The sequence below is a fragment of the Nocardia sp. NPDC047038 genome (assembly GCF_040644075.1).
Lineage (GTDB): Bacteria > Actinomycetota > Actinomycetes > Mycobacteriales > Mycobacteriaceae > Nocardia > Nocardia sichangensis.
The window spans coordinates 515,529-539,252 of record NZ_JBEYVQ010000003.1 but is presented as its reverse complement, the minus strand read 5'-3'; the positions used below and the strand labels follow the sequence as shown (position 1 = coordinate 539,252).

Sequence of the window (23,724 nt, the reverse complement as noted above, 5' to 3'; positions counted from 1 at the left end):
CCAGCAGTAGCCGTCGCGTCCTACTCCGCGATCACGATCGTGATCTCCTCGCCCGCGGCGTCGGTCGATTCGCCCGGACCCGCGAACCAGTGGGTGACCTCGCCCTCGGTGAGGTCGGTTTCCAGGTCGCCGGTCGGGACGACGGACAGGGCTCCCGCGGTGGCGGAGGTCAGGAACTCCAGCAGCGCGGGGCGGCCGGACAGCGCGGTGGTGTACGTGGTCGACTCGTAGTCGATCTCGTGCTCATCGCGCACGCGTTCGGCCTCGTCCAGTGCCTCGGACTGGGTGATCGCGACGACTCCGTTCGCCGTGGTGACGACGAACGCCGGGTGTTCCTCGCCGAGCGGGCGGACCCGGTCGGCGTAGGACACCGGATGCGCGGCCGCCGCGGCGATGTCGTCGCGCACCTGGGCGTCGTCGAGTGCCAGCCAGCGAATGTCGCTGTCGGCCACCGACTCCGAGCCGATGCCGAACCCGGCGCCCGCAGCGGTCAGTTCCTCGGCGGTGAGATCGCCCGCGAACAGGCATGCCGCACCGGCCTTCTGCACCGCCCAGGCCGCGACCACCGCGTCCACCGAACGCGGCAGCGTCACCGCGACCACGTCGCCGGGTCCGGCGCCGCGGTCGATGAGCACCCGGGCCAGCTGCGACGAACGCCGATCCAGCGTGTGGAAGGCGACCTCGTCCTCGCCTGCCAGCAGCGCGGGCGCGTCCGGGTCCTCTTCGACGACCTCGGCGAGCACCTTGGACACCGTGCGAGCGCCGACCCGGCCCACCGGCTCCGGCGTGGAAGCCGCGGCCGTGACACCGGATTCGACCAGCAGCCTGGCCCGTTCGCCCTCGTCGAGGATGTCGATGTCCCCGACCAGCGCGTCCGGATCGCCCAGCAGCGCGTCGAGCACCCGCACCAGCCGTTCGGCGAGGGTCTCGACCTCTTCGGCGGTGAACCGGCTGCCCAGGTACTTCAGGGTCAGCTCGATCGTGGCCTCCGACATCACCAGCAGGGTCATCGGGTAGTGCGTGGCGTCGTTGACGCCGACACCGGTCACCGACATTCCGTCGATCGAGCTGGCGGCCGAGATCGCTTCCTTGTCCATCGGATAAGACTCGAACACCAGCAGCGTGTCGAACAGCGCTCCGGTGCCCGCCACCCGCTGGATGTCGGTGAGCCCCACATAGTGGTGCTCGAGCAGACCCGCCTGGTCGCCCTGCAAGCGCCCGAGCAGCTCGCCGATGCTCTGGCGGTCATCGATGCGCAGCCGCACCGGCAGCGTGTTGATGAACAGACCCACCATCGACTCGACACCGGGCAGCTCGGCCGGACGGCCGGACACCGTCGCGCCGAACACCACGTCGCCGCGGCCGGTCAGACGTCCGAGCAGGATGCCCCACGCGGCCTGCACCAGCGTGTTCACCGTGACGCTGAGTTCGGCGGCGTGCTTGGTGATCCGGCGGGTGCGGTCGGCGTCGAGTTCGGTGACGACCTTGCCGATCTCGTAGTTCTCGGCGCCGCGCGGCTGCGGCGCGAGCTGGGTGGGTTCGTTGACCCCTTCCAGCGCCGTCGCCCAAGCGCGCAGCGAGGCGTCCCGATCGCGCCCGGCCAGCCAGCCGAGGAAGTTGCGGTAGGAGGCCACCCGCGGCAAGGCGGTCTGGTCGCCGCGCACCGCGTACAGCACCAGCAGATCCCGCATGAGCAGCGGCATCGACCAACCGTCCAGCAGGATGTGGTGGGTGGTGATGGCCAGGTGCCATTGCGCGGCGTCGCTGCGGAACAGCGTGAACCGCATCAGCGGCGGCGTGGCCATGTCGAAGTGCGTCGCCTGATCGGCCGCGACCTGCCTGCGCAGTTCCGCGGTCCGCTCGTCGGCGGGCAGCCCGGTGAGATCCACCTCGCGCCACGGCGCCTCGACCCGATCCAACACCACCTGCACGGCCTGGCCGTCGGCGTCGGTGACGAACGCGGTGCGCAGGTTCGGGTACCGGTCGACGATGCCCTGAGCCGCCGCACGCAGCCGCGCCACGTCCAGCGTGCCGCCCAGGTCCACCACGGCCTGCATGGTGTAGACGTCCACGGTGGACTGGGTCATCATCGCGTGGAACAGCAGACCCGACTGCAGCGGCGACAGCGGCCACACCTCGGCCAGCGCCGGGTAGCTGCGCTCCCACTGCTCGAGGTCGGGCTGCCGCACCCGCACCAGCGGCATGTCCGACGGCGTGAAGCCGCCCGCGTCCGGCCGCCGCGCGTGGGTCGCCAGCGCGGTGAGCGCCTCGACCCACAGGTCGGCGAACTCCTGGACCCGCTCCCTGCTCAGCAGACCGGTCGGGAAGGCGAACGACGCGCCCAGGCTCGGCCCCTCGTCGGAGTCGGTGACGATGGCGTTGATGTCGATCGTCGCGTTGGCGGGCATGTCGAGGTCCATGTCGACATCCAGCTGACCCAGGTCGGCCACCGGCACCCAGCCGATCTCGGCGAGCTGCTCGGGGATCTCCCCGGCCGACATCCGGCCCAGGTAGTTGAAGCTGATCTGCCCGGACGAACCCAGGGTGGGCGCGGTCTCCGGATTCAGCTGCCGCAGCAGGCCGTAGCCGAGGCCCTTGTCGGGTACCGCGAGCAGCTGCTCCTTGATCGACTTCACGATCTCGCCGAGCGCGGCGCCACCGGCGAACGCGTCGGTGAGATCCGCACCGGCCAGGTCCAGCCGGACGGGGTAGGCCGAAGTGAACCAGCCGACCGTGCGCGACAGATCCGCGCCCGGCACGACGTCCTCTTCACGACCGTGGCCTTCCAGCTTCACCAGCGCCGCGTCCGAACCGTCGCCGCGCCAACGGGCGATCGTCATGGCCAGCGCCGAGAGCAGACCGTCGTTCACGCCGCCCCGGTACAGGCCCGGGATCGCGGTGAGCACCGCGTCGGTGACCTCGGCGGGCACGGTGACCTCGACCCGCTCGACGGTGGCGAACGTGTCCACCGCCGGATCGAACGCACGCTCGCCGAGCAACGGATCCGCTGTGGCCGAAACCTGCTGCCAGAACGGCAGTTCCGCGACCCGATCCGGCGCGCTCGCCGCCTGGACCAGGCTGTGCGCCCAGCGCCGCATGGAGGTGCCGTTGGCCGGCAGCGCCACCGGCTGACCGGCGACCAGCTGCGACCAGGCCACCGCCAGATCCGGGATCAGGATGCGCCAGGACACGCCGTCGACCACGAAGTGGTGCGCGACGATCAACAGCACGTCCCGCCGCTCGCCTTCGAAGGCGAACCAGACGAACTGCGCCATGGCGGCCTCGGCCGGATCCAACCTGCCCAACGCACCGTCGAGCGCTTCGGTGGCCACGCGCGCCAGCTCCGCCTCGTCGGCGTCGGCGGCCAGGTCCACGCGGCGCACCAGCGCGTCGACGTCCACCGCGCCGTGCGGCAGGGCCTCGAACGTCCAGTCCCCGCCCGTGCGGCGCAGCCGCGACCGCAGCACGTCGTGGTGGTCGAAGACCGCGGCGATGGTGGCGACCAGTGTCTCCCGGTCGATGCCTTCGGGCAGCCGCAGCGCCATGGTCTGCGAGAACCGCTGATACGACGAGCCGCTCGCGAGGATCTGCCGCATGATCGGGGTCAGCGGGATCTCGCCGACACCGCCGCCGGGCAGTTCCTCCAGCCGCACCTGCTCCGTGCCCGAGCCCAGCGCGGCGATCTCGGCCAGCGAGGCCACGCTGCGCCGCTCGAACACGTCACGCGGAGTGAACAGCACGCCACGCGCCTTGGCCCGCGAGACCAGCTGGATCGACAGGATGGAGTCGCCGCCGAGCGCGAAGAACGAGTCGTCCAAACCGATCTGGTCGACGCCGAGCACCTCGGCGAACACCTCGGCGATGACGGCCTCGACCTCGCTGGCAGGCGCGCGGAACTCGCGCGGCGCCAGCTCGGGCTCGGGCAGCGCCTTGCGATCCAGCTTGCCGACCGGGGTCAGCGGGATCTCGTCGATCACCACGATCGCCGTCGGCACCATGTGCGGCGGCAGCGTGCGCGAGGCGTACTCGGTCAGCCGTGCGGTGTCGATCTCCCGGCCCGGCGCGGCCAGCACGTAGGACACCAGGATCGTCGCGCCCGCCTCGGTCTTGCGGCCGATGGTGATCGCGTACTCGACGTCCTCGTGGCTCGCCAGCACGGTGTCGATCTCGCCCAGTTCGATGCGGAAGCCGCGGATCTTCACCTGGAAGTCCGAGCGGCCCACGTAATCGAGGTGCCACGGCACCGACGCCAGCGCGGCGTTGCCGGCCCGCTCGCCGGGTTCGGCGAACCAGCGCACCACGTCACCGGTGCGGTACATGCGCGCGCCCTCGTCGCTCCACGGGTTGGCGACGAACCGTTCCGCGGTGAGGTCGGGGCGGTTGTGGTAGCCGCGCGCCAGCGCGCCACCGGCCAGGTACAGCTCGCCCGCGACGCCCGGCGGCACCGGGTTGAGGCGGTTGTCCAGCACCAGCGCGGACATGCCGCGCACCGGACGGCCGATGGTGATGTGCCTGCCCGGGGTGAGCTGGGCGTAGGACGAGATGATCGTCGTCTCGGTCGGGCCGTAGGCGTTGAAGTACTTGCGGCCCGGCCACCACTTGGCCAGCAGCTCCGGCGTGGTGACGTCACCGCCGACCGACGCCACCTCGAGCGCCTCCATGCCTTCCGGATCGACTGTGCCCAGCACCGCGGGGGTGATGATCGTGTGGCTCACCCGCTCGGTGCGCAGCAGCTCCGCCAGGTCCGGGCCGCCGATGATGGTCGATGGCACGACCACCAGCGTGGCGCCGGTGTAGGCGGCGCACAGCCATTCCAGCACCGACGGGTCGAAGCTCGGCGAGCAGATGTGCAGGAACCGGTGGTGCGATTCCAGCTGGTAGAGATCCGCCGCGACGCCGACCAGGCCGCCCATGCCCGCGTGGGTCACGGTGACGCCCTTGGGCATACCGGTCGAGCCGGAGGTGTAGATGACGTACGCCGGATGACGCATCGCCAGCACGGCGTTCCGATCGGTGTCGGTCACCTGCTCGGCGGACTGGCTCTCGATCAGCTCGCCCAGTGCCGGGTCGTCGATCCGCAGCCACTCCACGTCGCGCGGCAGCCGGTCGACGTACTCGCTCGCGGTGATGCCGATGACCGCGCCGGAGTCGTTGACCATGTGCCGCATGCGATCTTCGGGGTAGGTCGGGTCGACCGGCACGTGCGCGCCGCCCGCCTTCGCCACCGCCCAGAACGCCGCGACCATCTCGTAGGAGCGCGGGAACGACAGCGCCACGATGCGCTCCGGTCCCACACCGCGCGCGATGAGCACCCGCGCCAGGCGCGAGGAGTACTCGTCCAGTTCGCGGTAGGTGATCGAGCGGCCCTGGTAGCGCACCGCGATCTGGTCCGGATCCAGCCGCGCGCCGTGCTGCAGCAGGTCCGGCAGCAGGCCGGTGGCCATGACGTCCTCGCCCGCCACGTGCGTGAGCAGGTGGTACTCGGCCACGTCCAGCAGCGGCAGGTCGCCGATGGGGGTTTCCCGGTCGGTGGCGATCGCGGTGAGCAGCCTGGTGAACCGCTCGGCGAACACCCGCACCGTCTCGTCGTCGAACAGGTCGCGCGCGAAGGAGAACTCCGCGTACATGCCCGCGTCGTCGGGGTTCTCCCCTGCCTCGCGGATGGTCAGCGACAGGTCGAACTTGGCGGTGTCGACGTCGAAATCGACCGCGCCCACGTGCAGTCCGGGCAGCTCGAAGCTGCTCTCGGGCAGGTTCTCGAACGACAGCGCCACCTGGAACAGCGGGTGCCGCGCGGTGGAGCGCTCCGGGTTGAGCAGTTCCACCAGCCGCTCGAACGGCAGGTCCGCGTGCGCGAACGCCTGCAGATCGGCGTCCTTGGTGCGGGCCAGGAACTGGTCGAAGGTGAGGTCGCCGTCCACGTGCGAACGCAGCACCAGGGTATTGACGAACATGCCGATCACGTCGTCGAGTTCGGCCTCGCCGCGGCCCGCGATGGGCGTGCCGACGGCGATGTCGTCGGTGCCGGACATACGCGCCAGGAACAGCGCCAGCGCGGCGTGCACCACCATGAACAGCGTCGCGTTCTGCTGCCTGGCGATCTCGGTGAGCCTGCCGTGCAGCTCGCCGGAGATCGGGAACACCACTCGCCCACCGGCGAACGACTGCGTCGTCGGACGCGGCCGGTCGGCGGGCAGGTTCAGCTCGTCGGGCAGCCCGGCCAGCGCGGCACGCCAGTATTCGGCCTGCTGGGAGATCAGGCTCTGCGGGTCGTCCTCGGAGCCGAGCACGTCACGCTGCCAGAGGCTGAAGTCGGCGTACTGCACCGGCAGCGGCGCCCAACCCGGTTCCACACCGGCCGAACGGGCCGCGTAGGCCAGCATCACGTCGCGGGTCAGCGGGCCCATCGACCAGCCGTCGGCGCTGATGTGATGCGCGACGAACACGAGCACGTACGCTGTGCCGGCTCCCGCCCCGCCGCTCGCATCCGTGACGCGGAACAGCTTGGCCCGCAACGGAACCTCGGTGGTCACGTCGAACCCGGCGGAGATCACCTCGATGATCCGGTGCCGGATGTCCTCGGGCGCGACCGCTTCCGGCCGCAGGTCCGGCAGTGCCCGCTCGACGGGCACGATGACCTGGTGCGCCGCGCCGTCCTGTTCGGGGTAGACGGTGCGCAGGGTCTCGTGCCTGGCGATGACATCCCCGACCGCCGCTTGCAGCGCTTCGACATCCAGCTCGCCGGTGAGCCGCACGGCCACCGGGATGTTGTTCACCGCCGAGGCGGTGTCGAACTGGTTGAGGAACCACATGCGCTGCTGCGCCAGCGACAACGGGATGTGCTCCGGACGCGGACCGGCCACCAGCTCGCGGCGGCCACCGGCACCCGCGTGCTGCTCGACCTTCGCGGCCAGTCCGGCGACAGTGGAGGCTTCGAACAGCACACGCACCGGCACACGGGCATCCAGTGCCGCCCCGATACGCGCCGCGACCTGCGTCGCCAACAGCGAATTACCACCAAGCGCGAAGAAATCGTCATCCGCGCCCACCCGCTCGACACCCAGCACCTCGGCGAACACCGACGCCACGATCTCCTCGATCGGAGTCGACGGCGCACGGAAGGCTTGAATCTCGAACTCCGGCTCCGGCAGCGCCTTGCGGTCGAGCTTGCCGTTGACGTTCAACGGCAACGCATCCAACACCACGAACGCCGACGGCACCATGTACGACGGCAACCCAGCAGTGAGCTCGGACTTCACCCGCGCCACATCGACACCGGCCTCGGCATCCGCAGCCACCAGGTAGGCCACCAAACGGTCACCCGTCTTCGGATCCGACTTCGCGATCACCGCCGTCTGCGCAATCTCCGGCAACGCGAGCAACGCTGCTTCGATCTCACCCAGCTCGATACGGAAACCACGAATCTTCACCTGGAAATCCGTACGACCCCGATATTCCAGTTCGCCGGTGCTCGTCCAAGCCACCAAATCACCAGTGCGATACATCCGCGCACCCGGCTCGAACGGATTCGCCACGAACCGATCCGCGGTCAGATCCGCACGACCGAAGTAACCGCGCGCCAACTGCGCACCGGCGAGGTACAGCTCGCCGGAGACGCCGTCGGGCACCGGCCGCAGCCGGGAGTCGAGGACGTAGACCCGGCTGTTCCATTCCGGCGCACCGATCGACACGGAGGTCTCGTCGGCGAGAGTGACCCGGTGGCTGGTGATGGACACCGCCGCCTCGGTCGGACCGTAGAGGTTGAACAGTTCCGTGCGCGGGTGTTCCCGCAGGAACCGCTGCGCGACCGAACCCGGCAGGGCTTCACCGATGGCCAGCACCCGCCACAGCGAGTTCGGCATACCGGCGGTCAACAAGGCGTCCAGCATCGACGGCACCACATGCAGCGTGGTGACCCACTCGCGAGCCATCAACTCGTTGAGGTACGCCGGGTCTCGGTGACCGTCCGGGGAGGCGATCACCAGGCGACCACCGCAGACAGCGGCCGACCAGAACTCCCACACCGACAAGTCGAACGTCGCCGCCGTCTTCAGCAGAATCGCATCCGCCGCGTCCAAACCGAATTCGACGTTCTTCCACTGCAACTGGTTCGCGATAGCGCCGTGCGGCACCGCGACACCCTTCGGGCGACCCGTCGAACCAGACGTGAAGATCACATACGCCGTGTTCTCCGGACGCAGGGGTGCGACCCGATCCGCATCCGTGACCGGCGTGGCATCCACACCCGACAAGTCGAGCTCATCGATCCGCACCACCGGCGCGACATCGGTACTGAACTCCGCCTCGGCGTTGCTCAACACACACACCGGTGCCGCCGTCTCGAGGATGTAGCTCGTGCGCTCGGCAGCCTGATCCGGATCCACCGGCACATACGCGCCACCGGACTTCGCCACCGCGTACATCGCCACGATCAGATCCACCGACCGACGCAACGCCAGCGCCACTCGCGACTCCGGACCGACGCCCAACGAAATCAGATGCCGCGCAAGACGATTCACCCGAACGTCGAGTGCGCCATAGGTGATCGACTCGCCGTCCTCGGTGACGAGCGCGACTTCCTTCGGCCCGGCCGCCACCGTGGCGTCCAGCAGCGACACCAGCGTGGCGGAGGTGTCCACCGGCTGGTCGGTCGCGTTGCGCGCGGTGAGCAGCTGGGTCCGTTCGGCGGCGTCGAGCAGTTCGAGGTCACCGACCGGGGTGCGCGGCGCGGCGATGATCTCACCGAGCAGGCGCGCGAACCGGTCCACGAAGCCCTGCACCGTCGCGCGGTCGAACATGTCGGTCGCGTAGGTGAAGAAGCCGGTGATGCCCTCGGGCGCGCCGGCGTCGTCGTAGCGGTCGGTCGCGATCAAGTGCAGGTCGAACTGGGACAGCTCGGTGTCGATGTCCAGGCCGGACACGCTCAGGCCGGGCAACTCCAGCGCGGACTGCGCCAGGTTCTGGAACGACAGACCCACCTGGAACAGCGGGTGCCGCGCGGTCGAACGCACCGGGTTGAGCACCTCCACCAGGCGCTCGAACGGCACGTCGGCGTTGGCGAACGCCTGGATGTCGGTCTCGCGCTGGCGGGCCAGCAGATCGGTGAACGCCTCGCCCGCCTCGACCCGGGTGCGGAACACCAGGGTGTTGACGAACATGCCGATCAGATCGTCCAGAACGGCTTCGCCACGGCCCGCCATCGGCGTGCCGATCGCGATGTCGTCGGTGCCAGACAACCGGGCCAGCAGCACCGCCAGCGCGGTGTGCACGACCATGAACAGCGTCGCGCCCTCCGCACGCGCCAGCTCGATCAGCGCCTGATGGGTTTGCGCGTCCACCCGCAGCTCGACCTTGCCGCCCGCGAACGACTGCACCGCGGGGCGCGGCCGGTCCGAGGGCAGGTCCAGCTGATCGGGCAGCTCGGCCAGCGCCTGGCGCCAGTAGGCGACCTGCTTGGCGGCCAGCGACTCCGCATCCGCCTCGTCGCCGAGCAGTTCGCGCTGCCAGATGCTGTAGTCCGCGTACTGGACCTGAAGCGGCGCCCAGTTCGGCGCCTCGCCCGCCGACCGCGCGGCGTAGGCGATCATCAGGTCCCTGGTCAGCGGGCCGACCGAGGAGCCGTCACCGGAGATGTGGTGCACGACCATGGCCAGCACGTAGTCCACCGACCCGTCCGCCGGAGTCTGCGCGCCCTCCCCGGCGATCTGGAACAGCGCGACCTTCACCGGCACCTCGGTCGTGACATCGAAGATCGTCGAGGTCAGCGCCACCACGGCGGACTCGATCTGCGACGGTGCGACCACCCGCACCTCCAGGCGCGGCACGGCTTGGGCGGGCGGCAGGATGACCTGCACCGGGCCCGCCTCGGTCTGCGGGTAGACCGTCCGCAGGATCTCGTGGCGGCTCACCAGGTCCGCGATCGCGGCACGCAGCGCGGCCACGTCCAACGCGCCGGACAACCGCACCGCGATCGGCACGTTGTAGGCCGCCGACTGGGTGTCGAACCGGTTGAGGAACCACATGCGCTGCTGCGCCAGCGACAGCGGGATGTGCTCCGGCCGCGGACCCGCCGTCAGCGCACGGCGGCCGCCCATGTCGGCGTGCTGCTCCACCCGCACCGCCAGCGCGGCGACGGTGGACGCCTCGAACAGCAGACGCACCGGCACCCGCGTGTTGAGCGCCTCACCCAGGCGGGCGGCGACCTGCGTGGCCAGCAGCGAGTTACCGCCCCAGGCGAAGAAGTCGTCGTCGAGGCCGAGACGCTTGGCTTCGCCGCCTTCGCGATCGGACAGCCGCAGCACCTCGGCGAAGGTGTTCGCCACGATCTGCTCGATCGGCGTGACCGGCGCGCGGAACACCGCCTTCTCGAAGGTGGGCTCCGGCAGCGCCTTGCGGTCCAGCTTGCCGTTGGCGTTGAGCGGCAACGCCTCCAGCCCGATCAGCATCGACGGCACCATGTACGACGGCAGCTCGGCCGACAGCGCGGACTGCAGGGCCCGCTTGTCCAGCGCGCCCGTGCGGGTCACCACGTAGGCGACCAGCCGATCGCCGATGCTCGGATCGGTGTGCGCGACGACGGCCGCGGCGCTCACCGCGTCCTGCCGCAGCAACGCGGCCTCGATCTCGCCGAGCTCGATGCGGAAGCCGCGGATCTTCACCTGGAAGTCGGTGCGGCCGCGGTAGTCCAGCTCGCCGGTGGCGCTCCAGGCCACCAGGTCGCCGGTGCGGTACATCCGGTCGCCCGCCGCGCCGAACGGGTCGGCGACGAACCGGTCCGCGGTCAGGTCCGCACGACCGAAGTACCCGCGCGCCAACTGCGCACCGGCCAGGTACAGCTCACCGGAGACGCCGACCGGAACCGGCCGCAGGCGGGAGTCGAGCACGTAGACCCGGCTGTTCCACTCCGGCGCGCCGATCGACACCGACGCCTCGTCGGCATCGGTGACCAGGTGGCTGGTGATCGACACCGCCGCCTCGGTCGGACCGTAGAGGTTGTGCAGTTCGGCGGCGTTGTTGCGGCGCAACCGCTGGGCGGTCGCGGCGGGCAGCGCCTCACCGATGGCCAGCACCCGCCGCAGCGAGTCCGACAGGCGGCCACCGGATTCGGTGAGCAGCGCGTCCAGCATGGACGGCACCACGTGCAGCGTGGTGACGCCGGTGGCGCGCATCAGCTCGTTCAGGTACGCCGGGTCGCGATGCCCGTCGGCGGACGAGATCACCAGGCGGCCGCCGGAAACCGCGGCCGACCAGAACTCCCACACCGAGAGGTCGAACGTCGCCGCCGTCTTCAGCAGCACCGCGTCGTCCGCGCCCAGCTCGAAGACAGATGTCTCCCACTGCAACTGGTTGGCGATCGCCGCGTGCGGGACCGCGACGCCCTTCGGCTGACCGGTGGAACCGGACGTGAAGATCACGTACGCGGTGTTCGCCGGGGTCAGCGCACCCGTGCGCTCGGCCGCGGTCACCGGAGCCGTCGGGTACTCGGCGAGGTCGAGCCCGTCGATCTGCACGACATCGGCCGCCGCGGTGTGGAACCCGTCGCGGCCGGTGGTCAGCACGCACACCGGCGCGGCGGTGCCCAGGATGTAGTCGGTCCGCTCGGCGGGCTGGTCCGGATCGATCGGCACGTACGCCGCACCGGCCTTCGCGACCGCGTACATGGCGATCACGAGGTCGCTGCTGCGGCGGATCGCCAGCGCGACCCGGTCCTCCGGGCCCACGCCGCGGCCGATCAGGTACCGGGCCAGTCGGTTGACCCGCGCGTCCAGCCCGGCGTAGGTCAGCTCGCGACGGCCGGTCGGCTCGTCGGCGACCAGCGCCACGGCCGCCGGGGTCGCGGCCACCGTGGCGTCCAGCAAGGACACCAGCGTCGCGGTCGTGTCGACCTCGTGCTCGGTGGCGTTCCACGCGGTGAGGATGCGCTCGCTCTCCTCGGCCGCGAGCAGGTCGATCTCGCCCACCCGCACCGTGGCGTCGGCCGCCACCGCGTCGAGCACCCGCAGGAACCGGTCGGCGAAGCCCTGCACCGTGTCCTCGTCGAACAGGTCGGTGGCGTAGCCGAATTCGGTGATGATCTCGGCGGGCGTGCCGTCGTCGGCGTACCGGTCGTACAGCGTGACGTGCAGGTCGGTCTTGGCCAGCTGCGAGTCGAAGTTGACCGCGCTCACCGTCAGGCCGGGCAGCTCGAAGCTGGTCTCGGCCAGGTTCTGGAACGACAGGCCCACCTGGAACAGCGGGTTGCGCGCGGTCGAGCGCACCGGGTTGAGCACCTCGACCAGGCGCTCGAACGGCACGTCGGCGTTGGCGAACGCCTCGAGGTCGCGTTCCTTGACGTCGCCGAGCAGGTCGGCGAAGCGCTCGCCGGACGCCACCCGGGTGCGGAACACCAGGGTGTTGACGAACATGCCGATCAGGTCGTCGAGTTCGCGTTCACCGCGACCGGCGATCGGGGTGCCGACCGCGATGTCGTCGGTGCCCGACAACCGCGACAGCAGCACCGCCAGCGCCGCGTGCACCACCATGAACAGCGACGCGTTGTGCGCGCGCGCCAGTTCGTGCAGGCGGGCGTGCCGCTGCGGGTCGATCTCGAAGCGGATCGCCTTGCCCTGGAACGACTGCGCGGGCGGGCGTGGCCGGTCGGCGGGCAGCTCCAGCTGATCGGGCAGATCCGCCAGCGCCTGGCGCCAGTACGCCACCTGCTGCGCGGCCAGCGATTCCGGATCGTCCTCGGATCCGAGCACCGCGCGCTGCCACAGCGCGTAGTCGGCGTACTGCACCGGCAGCGGCTGCCACTGCGGCGCCTCGCCCTGCACGCGCGCCACGTAGGCGGCCATCACGTCACGCGCCAGCGGGCCCATCGAGGAGCCGTCGGCCGCGACGTGATGGACGGTGAACGCCAGCACATGGTCGTTGTCCGCGATGCGGAACAGCGCCACCGCCAACGGCACCTCCACGGTGACGTCGAAGGTGGTCAGCGCGAACCCGATGACGGCGCCGAGCAGGTCGTCCTCGGCCACGTCGATCGGGGTGAGCGCCGCCGCGGACCGGTCGGCCGGGCGGATCACCTGGTGCGGGCCCTCCGCCGAGCGCGGGTAGGTGGTGCGCAGCACCTCGTGGCGGGCGAACACGTCGCCGATGGCCTGCTCCAGGGCGGCCACCTCCAGCGTGCCGGACAGCCGGACGGCCAGCGGGATGTTGTCCACCGCCGAAGTGGCCGTGTCGAACTGGTTGAGGAACCAGTACCGCTGCTGCGCGGGCGAGAGCGGGATGCGCGCCGGGCGCTCCCCCGCCTCCAGGCGTGGCCGGTTCCGGCCGGACCCGGCGTTGCGCTCCACTCTGGCGGCCAGCGCCACCACGGTGGAGGCCTCGAACAGGTCGCGCACCGCGAGCCTGGTGTCCAGCGCGGCGCCCAGCCGCGCGGTCACCTGGGTGGCCAGCAGCGAGTTGCCGCCGAGTTCGAAGAAGTCGTCGTCCAGGCCGACCCGCGCGACACCGAGCACGTCGCCGAAAGTGCCCGCCACGATCTCCTCGATCGGGGTGGACGGCGCGCGGAACACCTTGGCCTCGAACACCGGCGCGGGCAGCGCCTTACGGTCCAGCTTGCCGGAGGCGTTCAGCGGGAACGCCTCCAGCACGACGAACGCCGACGGCACCATGTAGGCGGGCAGCTCGCCGCCGAGCTCGGAACGCACGCCCTCGATGTCCACCGAGCGGCCCGCGGTCGCGATGACGTACGCCACCAACTGGTCGCCCAGCCGCTCGTCCGAGCGCACCACGACCACGGCCTGGGCGATCGAGTCCAGCGCGGTGAGCGCCGACTCGATCTCGCCCAACTCGATGCGCAGACCGCGCAGCTTCACCTGGAAGTCGGTGCGGCCCAGGTACTCCAGTTCGCCCTTGTCGGTCCAGGAGACGAGGTCGCCGGTGCGGTACATCCGCTCGCCCGGCGCGCCGTACGGGTTGGCCACGAACCGGTCAGCGGTCAGATCGGGACGCGCGACGTAGCCGCGGGCCAATTGCACGCCCGCGAGATACAGCTCCCCCGCGACACCCACCGGCACCGGGTGCAGGCGCGAATCCAGCACGTAAACCTGGGTGTTGAACACGGGAGCGCCGATCGGCACCGACACCGTGTCGGCCTCGGTCACCTCGTGATAGGTGACGTCGACCGCGGCCTCGGTCGGGCCGTACAGGTTGTGCAGCAGCGCGCCGGTGAGTTCCTGCATCCGCTGCGCGGTGGCGGCGGGCAGCGCCTCACCGGAGGCGAAGACGTTGCGCAGACTGGTGCATTCGTCGGCGCGTTCCTCGGCCACGAACACCGACAGCATCGACGGCACGAAGTGCGCCGTGGTGACCTGCTCGCCGGTGATGACCTGCACGAGGTAGGCCGGGTCGCGGTGGCCGTCGGGCTTGGCGACGACCAGGCGCGCGCCGACCTGCAACGGCCAGAAGAACTCCCACACCGACACGTCGAACGTGGCCGGGGTCTTCTGCAACACCACGTCGGTGTCGTCGAGGCCGTACTCGTCCTGCATCCACACCAGACGGTTGACGATCGCCGCGTGCGAGACCGCCACACCCTTCGGGCGGCCGGTCGAACCGGAGGTGAAGATCACGTACGCGGTGTTCGACGAGCGCAGCGGCGCACGGCGATCCGCATCGGTGACCGGCTCGTCGGAATACCCGGCCAGCGAGACAACATCGATCTCGATCGCCGGGGTAGCGCCGGCGTCGAACTCGTCGCGCGAAGTGGTGAGCACGCACACCGGCTGCGCGGTGTCGAGCACGTAGCGGGTGCGGTCGGCCGGATGGTCCGGATCCAGCGGCACGTACGCGCCACCGGCGACGCTCACCGCGTACATGCCGACCACCAGCTCGATCGAGCGGCGCATGCCCAGCGCGACCATCGAGTCCGGGCCGACGCCCAGCGAGATCAGGTGCCGGGCCAGGCGGTTCACGCGCGAGGCGAACTCGGCGTAGGACAGACTCGTCCCCTCGAACGTCACGGCGGTCGCGTCCGGGGTCCGCGCCAGCTGCGCGGCGAACATCGACACCAGGGTGGCGTCCGGGTCGACCGGGTGCGCGGTGTCGTTCCACCGCTCGAGGACCTCGGTGCGCTCGACGCTGTCGAGCAACTCGACATCGCCGACGGCCACGGACGGATCGGCGGCTATCGCCGTCAGCATCCGCACCAGCCGCGACGCGACGCCCGCGATGGTGTCGGCGTCGAACATGTCGGTGGCGTAGGCGAATTCGGCGGTCATGCCGTCGGCCGAGCCCGAGGCGTCGAACCGGTCGGCGAGGTTGAGGTGCAGGTCGAACTTGGCGGTCACCACGTCCAGCGGCACCCCGGCCACTTCCAGGCCGGGCAGCTCGAAGGTGGCCTCACCGGTGTTCTGGAACGACAGCATCACCTGGAACAGCGGATGCCGCGCCTGCGAACGCGCCGGGTTCAGGATCTCCACCAGCCGCTCGAACGGCAGGTCCGCGTGCGCGAACGCCGCGAGGTCGGTGTCCTTGGTGCGCGCGAGCAATTCGGTGAACGCGATCGCGGGATCGACCGCGCTGCGCAGCACCAGCGTGTTGACGAACATGCCGATGGCGTCGTCGAGCACGGCCTCACCACGGCCCGCGACCGCGGTGCCGATGGCGATGTCGTCGCTGCCGGACAACCGGGCCAGCAAGGCGGCGAACGCCGCGTGCACCACCATGAACAGGCTGGCGCCGTTCGCGCGGGCCAGCGCGTTCAGCTCGCGCAGCAGCTGCGCGTCGAGCGCGAACTCGTACACGCCGCCGCGGTTGGACGCCACCGCCGGACGCGAGCGGTCCGACGGCAGATCCAGCTGATCCGGCAGCCCGGCCAGGGAGTCGGACCAGAACGCGACCTGCTGGGCGATCAGCGAGGCGGGATCGCCCTCGGAGCCCAGCGTCTCGCGCTGCCACAGCGCGTAATCGGCGTACTGCACCGGCAGCGGCGCCCACGCGGGCGCCTCGCCGCGCGAACGCGCCGAGTAGGCCACCATCACGTCGCGTGCCAGCGGGCGCACCGACCAGCCGTCGCCGGAGATGTGGTGCACCACGAACACCAGCACGTGGGTGTCGGGCTGCGAGCCGTCCATCGAGCCCGCGATGCGGAACAGCGCGGCGCGCACCGGCACCTCGGCGGTGACGTCGAAGCCGGTCAGCACCAGTTCGCTGATCCGCTCGGAGATCTCGGCCTCGGACACCTCGATCGGGGTGAGGTCGACCGCGCTGTGCCCGGCGGGCAGCACGACCTGCACGCCCTGGCCGTCGGCGGTCTCCGGGTAGACGGTGCGCAACACCTCGTGCCGGTCGACCACGTCGGCCACGGCCTGGCGCAGCGCCTCGGTGTCCAGAGTTCCGGTGAGCCGGACCGCGAGCGGGATGTTGTTCACCGCGGTCTGGTTGTCGAACCGGTTCAGGAACCACATGCGCTGCTGGGCCAGCGACAGCGGGATCTTCGACGGGCGCGGGCCCGCGGCGAGTTCCCGGCGGCGGCCGGTGCCCTGGTGCGCCTCCACCCGCACGGCCAACGCCGCCACGGTCGGCGCCTCGAACAGCGTGCGGACCGGGATCCTGGTGTCCAGCGCGGCGCCGAGCCGGGCCACCACCTGGGTGGCGATCAGCGAGTTGCCGCCCAGGTCGAAGAAGTCGTCGTCCAAGCCGACCGCGCGTTCCGCCTGTGCCAGGCCGAGCACCTCGGCGAAGACATCGGCGACGATCTCCTCCACCGGCGTCGACGGCGCGCGGAACTCCCGCGCCTCGAAGACCGGCTCGGGCAGCGCGCGGCGATCCAGCTTGCCGTTCGGGTTCAACGGCATGGCGTCGAGCACCACGATCGCGGCGGGCACCATGTAGGACGGCAGCTGCGCGGACAGATGCGCGCGCAACGCCTCGACGTCCACCGTCGCGCCGTTCGCCGGCACCACATAACCCACCAGCTGGTCGCCGGTGCGCGCGTCCGAACGCACCAGCGCGACCGACTGCGCGACCGATTCGTGCGCCGTCAACGCGGTCTCGATCTCGCCGAGCTCGATGCGCAGACCACGCAGTTTCACCTGGAAGTCGGTGCGGCCCAGGTACTCGATGGCGCCGGTGTCGTCCCGGCGCACCAAGTCGCCGGTGCGGTACATCCGAGCACCGGGCGCGCCGTACGGGTTGGCCACGAAGCGATCCGCGGTGAGGTCCGTGCGACCGAAGTAGCCGCGCGCCAACTGATCGCCCGCGAGGTACAGCTCACCCGCGACGTTCGACGGCACCGGGTGCAGACGCGAATCCAGCACGTACGCCTGCGCGTTCCACACCGGCAGGCCGATCGGCACCGCCCCGTCCACCTGCTCGGCGACAGGTGCGTGCGTGGCGTGCACGGTGAACTCGGTGGGTCCGTACAGGTTGTACAGCGCGGCGTCGCTGACGCGGCGGATCGCCACCACCGCGTCGGCTGTGAACGCCTCACCGGCGACGAACAGCGTGCGCAGCGAGGCGAGCGCGTCGGCGTCGGCCGGGTCGATCCCGGCCGCGAAGACGGTCAGCATCGAGGGCACGAACGAGGTCATCGTGACCCGCTCGGCCGCGATCACCTCGGCCAGGTACTGCGGGTCGCGGTGCCCGTCCGGGCTCGCCACCACGATCCGGCCGCCGGTGCTCAGCGGGCCGAACAGCTCCCACACCGACACGTCGAAGGTGGCGGGGGTCTTGAACAGCACCACGTCGTCGGCGTCGATGCCGTATTCGCCGGTGATCCAGCGGATCTGGTTGACGACCGCGGCGTGCGGCACGGCGACGCCCTTGGGACGGCCGGTGGAGCCGGAGGTGAAGATCACGTACGCCGGGTGCTGCGGGCGCAGCGGCGCGATGCGCTCGGCGTCGGTGACCGGGTCGTCCGCGTAACCGGACAACTCCAGCTCGTCGATGCGCAGCGTCGCGCGGCCCGCGCCGTCGAACGCGTCGCGCGCGGTGGTCAGCACGCAGACCGGGTCGGCCGAGTCGAGCACGTAGTGCACCCGGTCGGCGGGCTGGTCGAGATCCAGCGGCACGTAGCCGCCGCCCGCCGCCTGCACCGCGTAAGCGGCCACGACCAGGTCCACCGAGCGGCGCAGGCCCAGGGCGACCAGCGTCTCAGGCCCCACACCGGCTTCGATGAGTCGACGCGCCAATCGCCGCACGCGCGCGGCGAATTCGGCGTAGGTGAGCTGCGTCCCGGTGGCCGGATCGATCACCGCGACCGCGTCCGGCGTCGCCGCGGCCTGCGCGGCGAACTCCTCGACCAGCGTGCTCGCCGGGCCGAGGTCGCGGGCGGTGTCGTTCCAGCCGCGCAGCGCCTGTTCGGTCTCCGGCTCCTCCAGCAGTGTGAGATCGCCGATGGGGCGGTCCGGCTCGGCGGCGACGGCCTTCAGCAACCGGCCGAAGCGCCGCCCGAACTCGGCCACGGTGGCCGGGTCGAACAGGTCGGTGGCGTAGATCAGCTCGGCCGCGATGCCCGCGGGGTTCGCGCCCGCGGAATTCTCGGCGTCGCGTTCGGACAGCACCAGTTGCAGGTCGAACTTGGCGACGTCGATCGGCAATTCGACACCGCTCACCGTCAGACCGGGCAGCTCCAGGCTGTTCTGGCCGGTGTTCTGGAACGACAGCATCACCTGGAACAACGGGTGCCGCGCCTGCGAGCGCGCCGGGTTCAGGATCTCCACCAGCCGCTCGAACGGCAGGTCCGCGTGCCCGAACGCGGCGATGTCGGTGGCGCGCACCGCACGCAGCAACTCGGTGAACGTCGCACCGGACTGGACCGGGGTCCGCAACACGAGAGTGTTGACGAACATGCCGATCAGGTCATCGAGCGCGCGCTCGCCACGTCCGGCGACCGGAGTGCCGATCGCGATGTCGTCCTCGCCGGACAGCCGCGACAGCAGCACGGCCAGCGCGGTGTGCGCGACCATGAACAGCGTCGCGCCCCTGGTGCGGGCCAGTTCGGTCAGCTGAGCGTGGGTCTGCGCGTCGATCTCGAAGACGTGCGTGGCGCCGCGACCGGAGGCGACCGCGGGACGCGGCCGATCCGACGGCAGATCCAGCTGCTCGGGCAGCCCGCGCAGCGAGTCCGACCAGAACGAGATCTGCTCGGCGATCACCGAAGCCGGATCGTCCTCGGCGCCGAGCACCTGACGCTGCCACAGCGCGAAGTCGGCGTACTGGACCTCCAGCGGACGCCAGGCGGGCTCGCCGCCGTCGACGCGGGCGCCGTAGGCGGTCATCACGTCGCGGGTCAGCGGGCCCATGGAGAAACCGTCGGCCGAGATGTGGTGCACCACCAGGGCGAGCACGTGCTCGGTGGGGCTGATCTCGAACAGCCTGGCGCGGAAGGGCACCTCGGCGGTGACGTCGAAGGCCGTGCCGATCAGCTGCGAAAGCCGCTCGGGCAGTTCGGCTTCGGTGACGTCGACCGGCGTCAGGTCCGGGATGACCTTGGCCGTGGCCACGATCTGCTGCCGCGCGGCGCCGTCCACCTCGGGGTAGAAGGTGCGCAGCGACTCGTGGCGGGCCAGCACGTCGGCGACGGCGATCTGCAACGCCTGCCGGTCCAGCAGGCCCGACAGCCGCACGGCGGCCGGGATGTTGTCCACCGCCGAGTCGGGATCGAAGCGGTTGAGGAACCACATACGCTGCTGGGCCAGCGACAGCGGCACCAGCTCCGGCCGCTGCTGCGGCGCCAGCGGCGCACGACCGCCCACACCCGCCTTGGTCTCCGCGCGCGCCGCCAAAGCGACCACGGTGGAGGCCTCGAACAGCTCACGCACGCCGAGGTCGGTGTCCAGCGCGGCCGACAGCCGGGCGGCGACCTGGGTGGCCGACAGCGAGTTGCCGCCGAGGGCGAAGAAGTCGTCGTCCAGACCCACCCGCTCGAGGCCGAGCACGTCGGCGAAGGTGGCGGCGACGATCTCCTCGACCGGCGTGGTCGGCGCGCGGAACACCGCGGCCTCGAACACCGGAGCGGGCAGCGCCTTGCGGTCCAGCTTGCCCGAAGCGTTGAGCGGGAACTCCTCCAGCGCCATCACGATCGACGGCACCATGTACGCGGGCAGCTGCCGACCGAGGTCCTCGCGCACCAGGTCGGTGTCCAGCGCGGCGTCCGGCGCGGGGATGACGTACGCGACGAGCTGATCGCCCGCGTGCGCGTCGGAGCGCACCACGACGACGGCTTGCGCGATCTCGTCCAGGCCGGTCAGCGCCTGCTCGATCTCCCCGAGTTCGATACGCAGACCCCGCAGTTTCACCTGGAAGTCGGTGCGGCCCAGGTACTCCAGCTCGCCGTGTTCGGTCCACGCCACCAGGTCGCCGGTACGGTACATCCGCGCACCCGGCTCCCCGTACGGGTTGGCGACGAACCGGTCACTCGTCAGATCCGGGCGCGCGACGTAACCCCGCGCCAGCTGAACACCCGCGAGGTACAGCTCACCCGCGACACCAACGGGGACCGGACGCAAGCGCGCGTCCAGCACGAACACCTGCGTGTTGAACACCGGAGCACCGATCGGCACCGTCTCGGCGTCGGCGTCGACGACCTCGTGGAAGGTGACGTCGACCGCCGCCTCCGTCGGGCCGTAGAGGTTGTGCAGGGACGCGCCGGTCAGCTCGCGCAGGCGGTGCGCGGGCTTGGGCGGCAACGCCTCACCCGAAGCGAACACCAGTCGCAGCGAATCGCACTGCGCGGCGGCGGCATCGGCGACGAATACCGCGAGCATCGAGGGCACGAAGTGGGTGACGGTCACCTTTTCGGCGCTGATGATCTCGGCGAGGTAGGCCGGGTCGCGATGACCGTCCGGCTTCGCCACGACCAGGCGGGCACCGATCTGCAACGGCCAGAAGAACTCCCACACCGACACATCGAAGGTCGCGGGAGTCTTCTGCAACACCACATCAGCACCGGTCAACTGGTAGGCCGTCTGCATCCACACCAGGCGGTTGACGATCGCCGAATGCGAAACCGCCACACCCTTCGGACGACCCGTCGAACCCGACGTGAAGATCACATACGCGGTGTTCGACGGAAGCAGCGGCGCACGACGATCCGCGTCGGTGACCGGGGCCTCGGACAGACCCTTCAGATCCAGCAGATCGATGCGCACCTGCGCGGTGTCGATGTCCAGATCGCTACCGGAGGTCAGCACACACACCGGATCGGCCGTGCCGAGGATGTACTCCGTGCGCTCGGCCGGGTGATCCGGATCCAGCGGAACATACGAACCACCGGCCACGGCGACGGCGTACATGCCGACCACCAAATCGATCGAGCGCCGCATACCCAGCGCCACAAACGATTCCGCGCCCACACCGCGCGCGATCAGCCAGCGCGCCAGCTGGTTCACCCGCCAAGAGAACTCGGCGTAGGACAGACTTGTCCCCTCGAACGTGACCGCCGTCGCGTCCGGAGTGCGTTCGACCTGGTCATAGAACATCGACACCAACGTCGCGCCGGTGTCCACCGCATGCGCGGTGTCGTTCCACCCGGACACCACGAGCTCGCGCTCGGCGGCATCCAGCAACTCGATGTCACCGACCACCGCATCGGGTTCGGCGGTGATCGCGGTGAGCACCCGGACCAAGCGGTCGGCGATGCGGCGCACCGTCTGCTCGTCGAACAGGTCGCGCAGGTAGCCCGCGCGCACCCGCAGCCGCGAATCCAGCTGCGCGATCAGGGTCAGCGGGTAGTGCGTGGCGTCGGCCGCGTCCAGGCCGACCACGGCCATGCCGTCGATGTCCGCCGCCTGCGCCTGCAAGCCCGCGGCGTCGACCGGGTAGGACTCGAACACCACCAGGGTGTCGAACAGTCCGCCGACGCCCGCGACGGCCTGGATGTCGGCCAGGCCCACGTAGTGGTGGTCGAGCAGGTCGGCCTGCTCGCCCTGAGTGCGGACCAGCAGGTCGCGCACGGACTCCGACGGATCGAAACGCACCCGCACCGGCACGGTGTTGATGAACAGGCCGACCATCGCCTCCACGCCGGACAGCTGCGCGGGACGACCGGAGACGGTGGTGCCGAACAGCACGTCGTCGCGGCTGGTCATGCGGCCGACGAGGATGCCCCACGCCGTCTGCAACACGGTGTTCGGGGTGACGCCCAGCGAGCCGGCCAGCGCGGTCAGCCGCGCGGTGGTCGCCTCGTCAAGGTCGAAGAAGTACTCGCCGGACAGCGAGGTGATCTCGCGACCGGCGTCCGGCCGCGCCAGCAGGGTCGGCTCGCCGACGCCGCGCAGCGCGTGCGCCCACGCGGCCAGCGACGCCGCCTGATCCTGCTGCCGGGTCCAGTCCAGGAAGTGCCGGTAGGACCGCACGGCGGGCAGCGCGGAGACGTCCGCGTGCGCGGCGTAGAGCACCAGCAGATCCCGCATGAGCAGCGGCATGGACCAGCCGTCGAGCAGGATGTGGTGGTTGGACACCACGAACTGCCAGCGGTCGGCCGCGACCTGGATCAGCGTGAAGCGGATCAGCGGCGGCGCGGCCAGGTCGAACCGGCTCATGCGATCGGCCTCGATCAGGTCGTCGGCCGCACCGGATTCGATCCGGTCGTGCTCGGCCCACGCCACCCGGACGCTGTCCAGCACGATCTGCACCGGGTTGCCGTCGTGGTCGCTGACGAACGCCGTGCGCAGGTTCTCGTAGCGGTCCACCAGAGCCTGTGCGGCCGAGCGCAACCGGGCGGCGTCCACCCGGCCGGTGAGCGTCAGCACCGCCTGCGCGGTGTAGACGTCCACCGAGGTCGCCGCGAGGCGGGCGTGGAACAGCAGACCGGCCTGCAACGCCGACAGCGGCCACACGTCGGCCAGGGCCGGGAAGCGCCGCTCCCAGACGTCGATATCGCGTTGCGTGCTGCGCACCAGCGCGAAGTCCGACGGTGTATGCCCGCCCGCGCCCGCCGAATTGGCGTGCCGCGCGACAGCTTCCAGCGCGGCGGTCCACAGTTCGCCGAACTCGCGCACCTCGGCGGCCGACAGCAGGGTCGACGGGTAGCCGATGTTGGCGGTCAGCTTGTCGCCGACCACGATCGCGTTCACGTCCAGCGGCGCCATCGCGGGCATGTCCGCGTCGTAGGCCCCACCCAGCGCGCCGAGTTCCGGCGCGGGGATCCAGCCGAAGCCGCGCAGCGACTCCGGCACGTCACCCTCGGAGACGCGGCCGAGGTAGTTGAAACTCACCTGGCCGGGCAGCTCACGCGGCAACTCGGCCGCGGTCTCGGTGTTCAGGTACCGCAGCAGGCCGTAGCCGATGCCCTTGTCGGGCACCGACAGCAACTGCTCCTTGACCGCCTTCACGGCCGCGCCCAGCGCGGGGCCGCCGGTGAACGCGGCATCGACGTCGATGCCGGAGAGGTCGAAGGCGACCGGGTAGATCGCGGTGAACCAGCCGACGGTGCGCGACAGATCCGCACCCGGCACCACGTCTTCCTCGCGGCCGTGACCCTCCAAGCGGATCAGCAGCGAATCCTCGCCGCGAGCGGCCACCCGCCGCGCCCGCCACTTGGCGGTGGCCAGCGCCAGCGCGGTCAGCAGGCCGTCGTTCACACCGCCGTGGAACAGCGCCGGAACCGTGGTGAGCAGGGCCTTGGTGACCTCGGCGGACACCTCGACCTGGTGCTTGGCGATGACGCCCGAGGTGTCGAGAGCCGGATCCATCGCACGCTCGGTCAGCAGCGGATCGGCCGTACCGACCACCGAA

Annotated in this window: 1 protein-coding gene (cut by a window edge); it reads right to left on the bottom strand. The window is 70.6% G+C overall.

What is annotated here, in order from left to right:
* Positions 1-20: 20 nt before the first annotated feature.
* Positions 21-23,724, bottom strand: the 3' portion of a protein-coding gene (locus ABZ824_RS15650) for a non-ribosomal peptide synthase/polyketide synthase (RefSeq protein WP_356963772.1). The gene runs 19,967 nt beyond the window's last position; only the last 23,704 of its 43,671 coding nucleotides appear in the window; its start codon lies beyond the right edge, outside the window — the gene reads right to left on this strand; its stop codon occupies positions 21-23.